The 13,062-nt window shown below is 74.9% G+C and carries 9 protein-coding genes; 7 read left to right on the plus strand and 2 right to left on the minus strand.

Annotation, left to right across the window (positions count from 1 at the left end):
• Nucleotides 1–19: 19 nt before the first annotated feature.
• Nucleotides 20–358, plus strand: a complete 339-nt coding sequence (locus IC607_RS16600; RefSeq protein ID WP_191788529.1) for a helix-turn-helix domain-containing protein — start codon at nucleotides 20–22, stop codon at nucleotides 356–358.
• A 75-nt stretch (nucleotides 359–433) separates the two neighbouring features.
• Here the strand turns inward: IC607_RS16600 and IC607_RS16605 are convergent, their stop codons facing one another.
• A complete protein-coding gene (locus IC607_RS16605) occupies nucleotides 434–1,189 on the minus strand; it encodes an Fpg/Nei family DNA glycosylase (protein WP_191788530.1) in 756 nt (251 codons plus the stop codon).
• A gap of 11 nt (nucleotides 1,190–1,200) precedes the next feature.
• The gene (locus tag IC607_RS16610; RefSeq protein WP_191788531.1) at nucleotides 1,201–6,291 is read right to left on the minus strand and encodes a DEAD/DEAH box helicase; all 5,091 of its coding nucleotides are present in this window, start codon (nucleotides 6,289–6,291) and stop codon (nucleotides 1,201–1,203) included.
• A gap of 68 nt (nucleotides 6,292–6,359) precedes the next feature.
• Between IC607_RS16610 and IC607_RS16615 the strand changes: the two genes are divergently transcribed.
• From IC607_RS16615 to rny, 6 genes are all read left to right on the plus strand, one after another.
• Nucleotides 6,360–6,593: a DUF3046 domain-containing protein gene (locus tag IC607_RS16615; RefSeq protein WP_191788532.1), complete on the plus strand. Its 234-nt coding sequence runs from the start codon at nucleotides 6,360–6,362 to the stop codon at nucleotides 6,591–6,593.
• Nucleotides 6,590–8,707, plus strand: coding sequence for an alkaline phosphatase family protein (locus tag IC607_RS16620; protein WP_370526338.1), 2,118 nt, complete (start codon nucleotides 6,590–6,592; stop codon nucleotides 8,705–8,707). The genes IC607_RS16615 and IC607_RS16620 overlap by 4 nt, the downstream gene beginning before the upstream one ends.
• The gene (locus tag IC607_RS16625; RefSeq protein WP_191788533.1) at nucleotides 8,704–9,471 is read left to right on the plus strand and encodes an MBL fold metallo-hydrolase; all 768 of its coding nucleotides are present in this window, start codon (nucleotides 8,704–8,706) and stop codon (nucleotides 9,469–9,471) included. Before IC607_RS16620 ends, IC607_RS16625 begins: the two co-directional genes overlap by 4 nt.
• 258 nt (nucleotides 9,472–9,729) lie before the next feature.
• Nucleotides 9,730–10,770 carry a recombinase RecA gene (recA, locus tag IC607_RS16630; RefSeq protein ID WP_191788534.1) on the plus strand — a complete coding sequence of 347 codons (1,041 nt, stop codon included), beginning with the start codon at nucleotides 9,730–9,732 and terminating at the stop codon, nucleotides 10,768–10,770.
• Nucleotides 10,771–10,877: 107 nt separating this feature from the next.
• Complete coding sequence (locus tag IC607_RS16635) at nucleotides 10,878–11,378, plus strand: regulatory protein RecX (protein WP_370526339.1); 501 nt, start codon at nucleotides 10,878–10,880, stop codon at nucleotides 11,376–11,378.
• A 65-nt stretch (nucleotides 11,379–11,443) separates the two neighbouring features.
• Nucleotides 11,444–13,051 carry a ribonuclease Y gene (gene rny / locus IC607_RS16640; RefSeq protein WP_370526340.1) on the plus strand — a complete coding sequence of 536 codons (1,608 nt, stop codon included), beginning with the start codon at nucleotides 11,444–11,446 and terminating at the stop codon, nucleotides 13,049–13,051.
• Nucleotides 13,052–13,062: the final 11 nt, after the last annotated feature.

Below are 13,062 nucleotides of genomic sequence, written 5' to 3' on the forward strand. Positions count from 1 at the left end.
CGTGAGAGGGGGAGCCCCGATGGTCGTACTGCGCCGAGAGATCGGTGACGTGCTGCGTGATGCGCGGCAGCGTCAAGGGCGGACCCTTCGTGAGGTGTCGTCAGCAGCGAGGGTCTCGCTCGGGTACCTGAGCGAGGTCGAGCGAGGGCAGAAGGAGGCGTCGTCGGAGCTGTTGCACAGCATCTGCGAGGCGCTGGACGTCCCGATGTCGTTGATCCTGCGTGAGGTCAGCGACCGTGTGGCGGTCTCCGAGGGCCTGCTCATCCCGGACACCGTGCCGGCGGACCTGGCGGTGTCGATCGATGGCGTCGACGCCGGCTGGGCCAGGACACGCTCCGAGTTCGCGCCGATCGGCTGATCCAGCGCTCCACGAACGGGCCACGAACCACTCGGTTCGTGGCCCGTCGTCGTTCCCCGGGGGCGGGCGTGAGCCTCACGGCGCCTGGCAGCGCGGGCAGTAGTAGATCTGCCGGTCCTGGGGCGGCTCGCCGGCGCGCCCGACCGTGATGCGGGTCCCGCAGCGCGGGCACGGCAGGCGCTCACGCCCGTAGACCTTGCCCGGGCGCACGTCGTGCAGGACGGAGCGCTGCAGCTGTCGCCGGCCAGCCAGCAGCAGGCGAGCGGGATCGGCGACCTCGTCGGCCGGTGCCCACGGCCAGATCCCCTCGGCGAACAGGGCCTCCGCGGTGAAGATCGTGCCGAGTCCGGCGGCGACCCGCTGGTCGAGCAGCACCTCGGCGACCGGCCGCGACCCTGCGCCGGCCCAACGGCGCAGGATCTCCTCGACATCCACCTGCGAGCCGAGCAGGTCCGGGCCCAGGTGCCCGACGACGCTCGCCTCGTCGGCGGTCGCGACGACGTCGACCATGCCGAGCAACCTCCCGATCGCAGTCCACTCGCCGTCAGCCAGCACGACGCGCACCTCGTGCGACCGGGCCGCGGCGCGGTCGGATCCCGTCGGCTCGATGCGCCACGTGCCGTCCATGCGCAGGTGCGTGTGGAGCGTGCGGCCGTCGTCGAGGCGTGTGAGCAGGTGCTTGCCGACCGACTGCGTGCCCAGCACGGTCGCTCCGACGAGGTCCACGGTCGCGACCGACGGCCAGCGCAGCTCGGCCCGCACCAACCGGCGACCAGCCAGCGCGGAGTCGAGGCGTGTGGCCGCCCGCCGGACGGTGTCTCCCTCAGGCACCGCAGGCTCCCTCAGGCATCGCCGAGCCTCAGGCCGCGGGGCGTGGTTGCGAAGCCGGCCGCGACGAGTGCCTGGCCGACCGGACCGCGCAGCGCTCCGTCGGCCAGCACCTCCTGGCCGTCGATGCGGGTGATCGTGAGTCGGCCCGTCCGGCGCGTGCGCACCGTGGCGGCGAGCGCGCGTGCGGCAGCCACCAGCGCCGCCTCGGACGTCACGAACGACAGGGCGGTCCGCCCCCCGCGCTCGACGTACAGCGCGAGTGCCCCGTCGACCAGCACCACCAACGAACCCGCCTTGCGGCCGGGTCGGTGACGTCCGGCGTCGGGGCGCGCGGCCGCGAGATCGGGCCACGCCAGCGCCGCCCCGTACGGGTTGGCCGGGTCCGTCGCGGCCAGGACGACGACGTGCGCGGAGCCGCTCCCGTCGGGCCCGTGCGTGGTCCTGCCGGCCGACGGGCGGGGAGCGCCGTGAGCGTCGCTCCGGGAGGCCCCGGCCGCGTCGCCGTCGGCCCGCCGCTCCGCCGCGGCCTGCACGACCTGGGCGTCCACGCGAAGCCGGTCGACCGCGCCGGGCAGCGCGAACTGCGAGCCCCCGAGCCGCTCGACGAAGTACCCGCGCCGCACCTGACCGCCCTGCTCGAGGGCGGCGAGCACGCGGTAGACGTCTCCGAACCGTCCGCCGAGGCCCTCCGACGGGGCGATCGCCCGGGTGAGGACGCCGTGCCGGTCGAGCAGCTGCGCGGCTGCGGCATGCGCGCGGAGCGTCGGGTCGGTCTCGCGAGACGGGAGCATCGACCACCGCCCCCCGCCGGGGCCACCGCCGTCGCGCGCAGCCACCGCCCCGGCGAGCTGCTGGCTCGCCCGCAGACCCAGCCGCGGGCGCATCGGGCGGGCCCGCGGCGACGGCGCGCGCGTCCGGTGGGCCGTGGTGCCGGCGCCGAGCCAGGCACGTAGGGGCGCCAGGCCGTCGTTGGTGACCTGCCCCGTCCAGACCAGGTCCCACAGTGCGCGGGTCACGTCGGCGACGCTTACCGTCGCGGGTCCCGGATCGCCCGGCCCGTCAGCCGTCGGCGGCGCGTCCTCGGCGCTCGCGAGCGCCGCGCGCACGCGTTCGGTCAGCGGGCCGACGAACCACGCGCCGCCGCCCGCCAGCGCCGCGAGCACCGCACCGTGCAGGGGCGTCGAGGTCGGGTCGTCCGGGCCGGTCGGGGTCAGCGGCGCGAGGGTCAGGTCGGCGACCGCGGCGGGGTGCAGCGACACGAGCCCGTCGTGACCGGCCAGGGCCCCGTGCCCCGCCCAGAGCACCTCGCCCGCCGCGGTGAGCTCGTCGAGCATGGCCGGGTCGTAGCCCGCGATGCGGGCGGGCAGGACGTGCGTCTCCAGGGCGGACGCGGGCAGGACGTAGCCGGCGAGCTGCTCCACCGCGCGTGCCACACCGTCCACACCGCGCAGCGTGCCCGTGGCTCCGGTCGAGCGGGCGGACGAGGCGCCGGCCGCCACCCGACCGGACTGTCGGCCGGTCGCCCGGGTGGACGGCGACCGGCTCGGGGTCGATGGCGCCGACACGTCGATCGGGTCGGCAGGCCGCACACCCTGCCAGTGCGGCAGGAAGACGCCCAGCGCGGCGGGGTCGACCGGTTCCACCTCGGCCCGCAGCGCGGCAAGCGAGCGGCGGCGCAGGGTGCGCAGCACGTCGGCGTCGCAGAACTCGTCGCCCGTGCCGCCCAGCACGTCGGGGCGCAACCGGCCCTGCACCAGCACGCCCGTGCGCTCGAGGCGACGCAGTGCGTCGTTGACGACGGCGATCCCGAAGCCGAACCGGACCGCGGCCGCCGCAGCGGGGAACGGACCGTGCGTGCGCGCGTACCGCCGCAACAGGTCCGTGACCGGGTCCGGCACCACCTCGGTGAACGCCTCGGGGACCCCCACCGGGAGCGCCACGCCCAGCGCGTCGCGCAGGCGGCCCGCGTCCTCGATGGCGGCCCACTGCTCGGCGCGCTCCGGCGCGACCCCGCCCAGGCGCACGCGGATCACGCGGCGCGCCGCGGCCAGAGCGTCCAACCAGCCCGGGACCTCGTCACGGACCTCCGGCCGGACGCGTTCGGCGAGCTCGTCTGCCGTGAGCGGCCCGTGTCGGCGGACCGCGTCGGCGAGCTGCTCGCTGGTACCGGCCTGCCGCTCGGGTGCGCGGCCGCTCAGCTCCGCCTCGGTGCGCACCACCTGGTCCGGGTCCAGCAGGTCGGCGAGCTGGGACTCGCCGCCCTGGCCCAGCAGCTCGGCGAGCAGGGTGGGGTCGAGCGTGAGGGCGGCCGCGCGGCGCTCGGCCAGCGGCGCGTCGCCGTCGTAGAGGAACTGCGCGGTGTAGCCGAACAGCAGCGTCTGGGCGAACGGTGACGGCTGGCGCGTGGTCACCTCGACGACACGGACCCGCCCGGAGCCGACGTCGCGCATCAGCTCGGCCAGCGCCGCGGTGTCGAAGTCGTCCTGCAGGCACTCGCGCACGGCCTCGAGCAGGATCGGGAAGTCGGGGTACTGCGCGGCGACGGACAGCAGCTGCGCCGAGCGCTGGCGCTGCTGCCACAGCGGCTGGCGCCGGTCCGGCCTTCGGCGGGGCAGCAGCAGCGCGCGGCTCGCGGCCTCGCGGAACCGGGCACCGAACATGGCCGACGAGCCGAGCTCGGCCCGCACCGCGTCCACGACCTCGTCGGGCTCGACCAGCAGGTCCGCGAGCCCGATGGCCGGCCCGTCGTCGTCGGCCCCGACCGGGTCGTCCGTCCAGCCCGAGGTCGGGTCCAGGACGTCGGGCAGGCGCAGCACGATGCCGTCGTCGGAGTGCATCGCCGCCGCGTCCACCCCGTACCGCTCACGCAGGCGGGCGCCGATGACGACGGCCCACGGCGCGTGCACACGCGCGCCGAAGGGGGAGTGCAGCACGATGCGCCAGTCGCCGAGCTCGTCCCGGAAGCGTTCGAGCACGAGCGTCGTGTCCGACGGCAGCTCGCCGGTCGCCTCGCCCTGCTCCGCCAGGTAGGTCAGCAGGTTGTCGGCGGCCCACGCGTCCAGCCCGGCCGACTCGACCTCCGCGCGCGCCCGGTCCGGCGGCAGCGCGGCGACCTCGCGCACCCAGGCGCCCATGGCGCGACCCAGCTCGGCCGGCCGGCCGGGGGAGTCGCCCTTCCAGAACGGCAACCGTCCGGGCACGCCGGGCGCCGGGGTCACCAGCACCCGGTCGGGCGTGATGTCCTCGATCCGCCACGTGCTCGAGCCGAGGGTGAACGTGTCACCGACCCGCGACTCGTAGACCATCTCCTCGTCGAGCTCGCCCACACGCTTGCCGCCGCGCACCCGCCCCGCGCTCGACTCCGCGTCCACCGGGACGTCGCTCGTGGTTGACCCGGCCGCGAGGAACACGCCGTACATGCCGCGGTCCGGGATGGTGCCGCCGCTCGTGACCGCGAGCCGCAGGGCGCCCGGCCGGGCGGTGAGGACGTCCGTGACGCGGTCCCAGACCACGCGTGGGCGCAGCTCGGCGAACTCCTCGCTGGGGTAGCGCCCGGCCAGCATGTCGAGCACCGCCCGCAGCGTCCCCTCGCCGAGCCGGGCGAAGGGTGCGGCGCGCCGCACCACCGCGGCCAGGTCGTCGACCGTCCAGTCGTCGACCGCGACCATGGCCACGACCTGCTGGGCCAGCACGTCGAGCGGGTTGGTGGGGACGTGCAACGCCTCGAGCTGACCGGTCCGCATCCGCTGCGCGGTCACGGCCGCGGGCACCAGCTCGCCGCGGAACGTCGGGAACATGACACCGTGCGACACGGCCCCCACCTGGTGGCCCGCACGTCCGATGCGCTGCAGGCCGGAGGCGACCGACGGCGGCGCGCCCACCTGAACCACCAGGTCCACCGCGCCCATGTCGATGCCCAGCTCGAGCGAGCTGGTCGCGACGACGGCGGGCAGCACACCCGCCTTCAGCTCGGACTCGGTGCGGGTGCGCTCGGCGCGGCTCATCGACCCGTGGTGCGCGCGGGCCAGCACGCCGGCCGCGTCGCGCGTGTCGATCCCGACGGCCGTCCCCGACTGCGCGGGGACCGCGGCCGGCTGCAGCGCGCCCGGATCGGGCACGTCCAGACCCTGCCGCTGCGCCCACACCTCGTTGATCCGTGACGTCAGACGCTCGGCGCCGCGGCGCGAGTTGGTGAACACGAGCGTCGAGCGGTGGTCGGCGACCAGGTCGACGACCCGTTCCTCGACGTGCGGCCACACGGACGGGCGGGCGGGCGGCGTGGCGGCGTCCCCGCTCAGGTCCGCGGCCGCGTCGGTTGCCGCGGCCGTGCCCAGCTCCGTGAGGTCCGGCACGGGCACGACGACGTCCACCTCGATGCGCTTGCTCGAGGGCGGCTGCACGACCGTGACCCGCCGCCCGCGCTCGTCGGGCGAGCGTGTCCCGCCCAGGAACTCCGCCACCGCCTCCACCGGTCGCACCGTCGCGGACAGGCCGATCCGCTGCGCCGGTCCGGGGCCCTCCGGCCGGTCCAGCAGGGCGTCGAGACGCTCGAGCGAGAGCGCCAGGTGCGCGCCGCGCTTGGTCCCGGCGACCGCGTGGATCTCGTCGAGGATCACCGTGCGCACGCCGGACAGGCCCGCGCGCGCCGACGACGTGAGCACCAGGTAGAGCGACTCGGGCGTCGTGATGAGGATGTCCGGCGGCCGGACACCGAATGCGCGCCGCTCGGTCGGCGGGGTGTCGCCCGTGCGGATGCCGACGCGCACGTCCGGCAGCTCCACGCCGAGCCGCGTGGCCGCCTGCCCGATCCCGACGAGCGGTGAGCGCAGGTTGCGTTCGACGTCCGTGGCGAGCGCCTTGAGCGGGGAGACGTACAGGACGCGGCAGCGCGCCAGCGGGTCGTCGGGTACAGGGTCGGTCAGCAGCCCGTCGAGCGCCCAGAGGAACGCCGCCAACGTCTTGCCGCTGCCCGTCGGCGCGACGACCAGCGCGTGCTCCCCGCCGCTCACGGCAGTCCATGCACCCTCCTGGGCGGACGTGGGCTGCGCGAACGCACCGGTGAACCAGGACCGGGTCGGGGCGGAGAAGCGATCGAGCACCACGCCGACATCGTCGCAGGCACCGCCCACATCCGCTCCGGACAGGCCCCGCGGGATGGCAGGCTGACCCCGTGAGATTCCGAGAGTTCTGGCAGCTGGTCGACGAGGTGCTCGGCAGCGCCCACGGGCGGGAGCTGACACGCTCGCTGGTGATCGGCTCGCTCGACGACCGCACGCCCGAGCAGGCGCTCGACGCCGGCGTCGAGCCGCGCGTCGTCTGGCACGCGCTGTGCGACGAGCTCGACATCCCCGAGCCGCAGCGCTGGGGCACCGACCTGGGCCGCCAGGCCCCGCCGCGCCGGTGAGCGGCGACCGACAGGCCGCGCCGCCGCCCGTGCCCTCGGGCGACGTCGACCGTCGCCGCTGGCACCCCGACCTGGCGGACGTCGGCGACGTGGCCGTCGCGATCGCGAGCACGGCCCTCGGCCTCGGTCTGGCGATCGCGCTCGTCGACGACGTCGGGGCGTCGAGCCCGCTGCCCGTGCTGGCCGCCGCGCTGGTCGTCGGTCTCGGCGACCTGCTCCTGCGTGCCCCGATGCGCGCGCTCGCTCGGCTGACCGGTGCGGGTGGCGCGCTCGTCGTGGGCCTGGTCGCGCAGATCGCGCTGGTCTGGTTCGCGCTCTGGGTCATGCCGGGCATCCACGTGGACGAGCCGGTCGGCGCCGTCTGGGTGCTCGTCGTGACGTCGATCGTGATGGCCGTCGGGCGCTGGCTGTGGGGGGCCAACGACAGCGAGTACGTGGTCGCGGACGTCCTGCGCCGTGCCCGGCGGCAGGCGCGGCGGGACGCCCGACGCGGCACCGCCCAGCCCGTGGCCCCGGCGCAGGCCGGTCTGCTCGTCGTGCAGCTCGACGGCGTCGGCGAACCCGTCCTGCGCGAGGCGATCGAGGCGGGGCTCGCGCCGACGATCCAGCGATGGATCCGTGACGGCACCCACACGCTCGACGGGTGGTGGGCACGCATCCCGTCGACGACCCCCGCGAGCCAGGCCGGTCTCCTGCACGGCGACTCCTCGCCGATCCCCGCGTTCCGGTGGTGGGACCGCGGGCTGGGGCGCCTGGTGGTGACCAACCACCCCGCGGACGCCGCGCTCGTCGAGCGGCGCCTGAGCAACGGCGAGGGACTGCTGGCGGGCGGCGGGACGGCCGTGTCGACCATGTTCTCCGGCGACGCACGCACGACGTTCGTCGTGATGAGCCGCAGCCGCACGCCGGGGCCCGACGGGACCGGGTCCGGGCTCGGACCGGGGCCGGAGTTCCTCCGCTTCTTCGCCAGCCCGTTCGTCCTGGCGCGTGCCGTCAGCCTGACGATCGGAGAGATGGTCAAGGAGCTCTACCAGGCGCGTCGCCAGCGCGTGCGCGACGTGCTGCCGCGCATCTCCCGGCGGGGCTGGTACGTCGTCCTGCGCGGCGTCACCAACGTCGCGATGCGCGACCTCAACACGTCGCTGGTCGCGGAGGCCGTCGTCGCCGGCGTGCCGGTCGTCTACGTCGACCTCGTGGACTACGACGAGATCGCCCACCACGCCGGCCCCACGCGGCCCGAGTCGCTGCGCGCGCTCGAGGGGCTCGACCGGGTTCTGCACACGCTCGAGCAGGCCGTCGCCGCGGCCCCCCGGCGGTACCGGATCGTCGTGCTGTCCGACCACGGGCAGACCCTCGGAGCCACGTTCGAGCAGGTGGAGGGACGGACGCTGCTCGACACCGTGCGCGCGTTCATGGCCGAGCCCCAGGCCGACGGGGTCGCGAGCGGGACCGGTGAGGACTGGGGGCCGCTCAACGCCCTGCTCACCAACGCGTTCGGCGGTCGCCGGTCGGTGCTGGGCCCCGACGCGTCCGCCGAGGCGTCGCGCGCGCGCAGCGGTACCGAGCTGCCCGACGTGGTGACGGTCGGGTCGGGGAACCTGGGGCTGGTCTGGTTCCCGCGCGAACCGGTCCGGCTCACGCTCGAGGACCTGCAGGACCGCTGGCCCGGGTTGGTCGCGGGTCTCGCGGCGACCGACGCGGTCGGTGTCGTCGTCGTCGACACGCGTGAGCGCGGGCTGGTCGCGATCGGCGCCGAGGGGCTCGTCCTCCTCGAGCAGGACGGCGCCGAGCCCGAGGGCGTCGACCCGCTGGCGGGCTACGGGCCGCGGGCGCGCGCGGACCTCGCGCGCGCCGGACGGCTCGAGAACACCGGAGACCTGCTGCTGATCTCGCGGGTGACCGCTCAGGGGCACGTGCACGCGTTCGAGGGGCAGGTCGGCTCGCACGGGGGGATCGGCGGAAACCAGAACCACGCGTTCCTGCTGCATCCCACGGACTGGGGCGTCGACGACGACCTGCGCGAGCCGGTGGGCGAGGACCGGATCCTGGTGGGCGCGGAGTCCGTGCACGCACAGCTGGTCCGGTGGGCGGCTGCGGTGGGTCTGCGGCCGTGAGCACCGGCTTGCGCTGGTTGGGGCACGCGAGCGTGGTGCTCGACGTGGACGGGGTGCGGATCCTCACCGACCCGCTCCTGCGCCGGCACGCGCACCTGCTGCGTCGCCGAGGCGGAGAACCCGCGCGTGGCCACTGGCAGGACCCCGCCGCGGTGCTCGTCTCGCACCTGCACCACGACCACGCCGAGATCGCGTCGTTGGTCCGGGTGCCCGGGGCGCCCGTGCTGGCGGCGCCGGCGAACGCGCGCTGGCTGCGGTCGCACCGGGTCCCGAGCGCCGTCGGCGTGGCGGAGGGGATGTGGTGGCAGGTCCCCGGCACGGACGTGCGCATCATGGCCGTGCATGCCGTGCACGGGCACCGGCCCATGCCGCACCGCCCCAACGCGGCGTGCGGCTTCCTGGTCGCCACGCCCACGTGGCGCGCGTGGTTCGCCGGCGACACCGCCCCGTACCCCGCGATGGCCGACCTGCCCGCCCTCGCCGGTGGGCCGATCGACCTGGCGCTCGTCCCGGTCGGGGGATGGGGGCCGCGGCTGTCCGGCGGCCACATGGACCCGACGCAGGCGGCACGCGTGTGCGCGACGGTGGGGGCGCGCGTGGCGGTGCCCGTGCACTGGGGGACGCTGCACTCGCCCCTGTCGCGGAGCCTGCCGCCCGGGTGGATGGACCTTGCCGGACCCGCGTTCGCGGTGGCGGCGACGCGCGAGGCTCCCGGCTGCACGGCGCACGTCCTGGCTCCCGGCGGGTCGATCGAGCTGGACTGAGCTGTCGTCAGGGCCGTGCGCAGCTCGTGACGACACACGCTCGGCGTGTCGCACCCATCGAACACCTGTACGGGTATGGTCATCCGTGGGTGGCAGCGATCGAGCCGACCACAGCCCCGCCCCGGCGCACGCCGGTGCACAGGTTGAGGGTCGTCCCCGGTCGTGTGTCAGTGGTCGGGCATAGCGTCACCCGCGACGACAAGGACCAGCCCCGGTAGGCGCAGCGCACGCTGCTCGACACACGAAATGGTGGACATCATGCCCGCACCCCAGGACCGCGAGAAGGCCCTCGAGGCCGCCCTCAGCCAGATCGACCGCCAGTTCGGCAAGGGGTCGATCATGCGTCTCGGCGACGACGGTCGCGCCCCCGTCGAGGTGATCCCGACCGGGTCGATCGCGCTGGACGTGGCGCTCGGCATCGGCGGCCTGCCGCGCGGCCGCGTCATCGAGATCTACGGGCCGGAGTCCTCCGGCAAGACGACCGTCGCGCTGCACGCGGTGGCCAACGCGCAGAAGGCGGGCGGCATCGCGGCGTTCATCGACGCGGAGCACGCGCTCGACCCCGAGTACGCCAAGAAGCTGGGCGTCGACACCGACGCCCTGCTGGTCTCGCAGCCGGACACCGGTGAGCAGGCCTTGGAGATCATGGACATGCTGATCCGCTCCGGCGCGATCGACATCGTGGTCATCGACTCGGTGGCGGCCCTCGTGCCCAAGGCCGAGATCGAGGGCGAGATGGGCGACAGCCACGTCGGCCTCCAGGCCCGCCTGATGTCGCAGGCGCTGCGCAAGATCACGGGTGCGCTGAGCGCGTCCGGCACCACTGCGATCTTCATCAACCAGCTGCGCGAGAAGATCGGCGTGTTCTTCGGCTCGCCCGAGACGACGACGGGTGGCAAGGCGCTCAAGTTCTACGCGTCGGTGCGTATGGACATCCGCCGCATCGAGACGCTCAAGGAGGGCACCGACGCGGTCGGCAACCGCACGCGCGTCAAGATCGTCAAGAACAAGATGGCCCCGCCCTTCAAGCAGGCCGAGTTCGACATCCTGTACGGCGTGGGTATCTCCCGCGAGGGCAGCCTCATCGACATGGGCGTGGAGCACGGGTTCGTGCGCAAGTCCGGTGCCTGGTTCACCTACGAGGGTGACCAGCTCGGGCAGGGCAAGGAGAACGCGCGCAAGTTCCTGCGCGACAACCCTGACCTGGCCAACGAGCTGGACAAGAAGATCAAGGAGAAGCTCGGTATCGGGGCCCGGCTCGACGCACCTGCCGATGAAGCGGCCGCGGTCGACTTCTGAGCATGAGCGTCGGTGCGGACGGTCCACGGACCAGCCGGACGACGACGGGCGGGGGCGGTCGCTCAGGCGGGCGCCGCCCCCGCCCGTCATCGGACGACGGTGGGTTCGTGTCCGAGATCGAGGCCGAGGAGGCGGCGCGGGAGATCGCGCTGCGCCAGCTCAGTGCCGCCCCCCGTAGCCGTGCGCAGCTCGAGCAGGCGATGGCCAAGCGGGACGTCGAGCCCGAGCTCGTCGCGCGGGTGCTCGACCGGTTCACCGAGGTGGGGCTGGTCGACGACGACGAGTACGCGCGGATGCTCGTCCGGACCCGGCACGCCGAACGCGGGCTGTCACGGCGGGGGATCGCCGTCGAGCTGCGTCGCAAGGGGATCGACGACGCCACCGCGGCCGGGGCGCTGGAGCAGGTCGACGAGGACGACGAGGAGTCGGCGGCGCGCGTGCACGTCCGGCGCAAGCTCGCCGGCACGGCGGGGCTGGACTCGCAGGTGCGGCGCAGACGCGTCTACGCGGCGCTGGGCCGGCGGGGGTACGGACCGGAGCTGATCGGCCGGCTGCTGCGCGAGGAGCTGGCCGACGTCGACGACGGGGACATTCCGGGCGACTGGTGACCACAGGTGACCAGACTGCGTCGCATCCCGTCTGAACGGCGTGGTCATGGGCCACAATGGGCGTCGTGCTCGGCGGACGATCCGGCGGGTCCGGATCGGAGGCGCACGTGAAGGACGGCTCGCTGCTCGTCGTGGTCGCGCTGCTCGGTGCCTGCCTCGTCGCGCTGCTGCTGGTCCTGGTGGCCCGCCGCGAGGCATCCGCCCAACGCGCGCAGGCCGCGCAGGACGTCGCGTCGATCAAGGACGAGGCCCGCACGCTGCTGGCCGATGCGCAGCGCCGGGAGCAGCGCGTCGTCGAGCGCGAGGCGGCGCTGGAGCGAGACCGCACGGACCTGGCCGGGATGGAGAAGTCCGCGCGGGAGGCCTCGACGCTCGCCGCCCAGGCCGAGCGCCGCGCGGAACGAGCGCTGCAGGACGCTGAACGGGCTGCCGACCGGCGCCGCACCGATGCCGAGCGGACGGCCGCGCAGGTGGTCGCGGACGCCCAGCAGCTCGCAGCCACCGATCTCGCCACCGCGCGTCGGGAGGCCGCGGACGAGCTCGCGTCCGTCGCGGGGCTGACCGCCGACGAGGCGCGCGCCGAGCTCGACCGACGACTGCTCGACCAGGCGCAGAACGACGCGGCCGGCCAGGTGCGGCGCATCGAGGCCCAGGCCCGCCGCACCGCGGACGCCAAGGCCCGCCGGGTCGTCGCTGCGGCGCTGCAGCGCACCGCGGTCGCGACGAGCTCGCAGACGTCGGTGACGGTGCTGGCCCTTCCCTCGGAGGAGATGAAGGGACGCATCATCGGCAAGGAGGGGCGCAACATCCGCACGTTCGAGGCCCTGACGGGCGTCAACGTGCTGGTCGACGACCAACCCGGCTCCGTCGTCCTGTCGTGCTTCGACCCCGGGCGCCGGGAGGTCGCTCAGGTCGCGCTCGAGGCGCTCATGGAGGACGGGCGCATCCACCCGCAGCGCATCGAGGCCGCGTACGCGCAGGCCCTGGCCGGCGACGACGAGCGCGCCGACTCGGCGGGCCACGACGCGGCGGAGCGAGCCGGGGTGACCGGTCTGCACCCCGAGGTGATCCGCACGCTGGGGCGGCTGCGGCTGCGCACGTCCTTCGGTCAGAACGTCCTGGAGCACCTGGTGGAGTCCGCGCTGCTGGCCGCGGGCATCGCCGCGGAGGTCGGCGCGGACGTCGAGGTGGCGCGGCGCGGCGCGTTCCTGCACGACATCGGCAAGGCGCTGACCGCGCAGGTGCCCGGCACGCACGCGGCGGTGGGCGGCGACCTGGTCCGGCGGCTGGGGGAGTCGGATGTGGTGGTCAACGCCGTCGCGGCGCACCACGACGAGGTGCCGACCGAGACGGTCGAGGCGGTGCTGGTGCAGGTGGCCGACGCGATCTCGGCGTCCCGCCCCGGTGCGCGCCGCGAGGAGATCGAGCAGTACGTCGAACGGCTGGACAAGCTCGAGTCGCTCGTCGCGGCGCACCAGGGCGTGCGACGTGCCCTGGCGATGTCCGCCGGGCGCGAGGTGCGCGTCGTCGTGGAGCCGAGCGAGGTCGACGACTACGCGCTCCCGCAGCTCGCCGTGGCCATCGCGCGGCACATCGAGGCCGATCTCACCTACCCGGGCGAGATCAAGGTGACGGTCGTCCGCGAGATCCGGGCGAGCGCGACCGCCGGCTGACGCTCACTGGT

The sequence above is a fragment of the Cellulomonas sp. JH27-2 genome, assembly GCF_014837175.1.
GTDB lineage: Bacteria > Actinomycetota > Actinomycetes > Actinomycetales > Cellulomonadaceae > Cellulomonas.

Excerpts from the sequence above, each read along its gene's own strand:
- recA (WP_191788534.1), top strand. The coding sequence starts at position 9,730 with ATGCCCGCACCCCAGGACCGCGAGAAGGCCCTCGAGGCCGCCCTCAGC.
- IC607_RS16600 (WP_191788529.1), top strand. The coding sequence starts at position 20 with ATGGTCGTACTGCGCCGAGAGATCGGTGACGTGCTGCGTGATGCGCGG.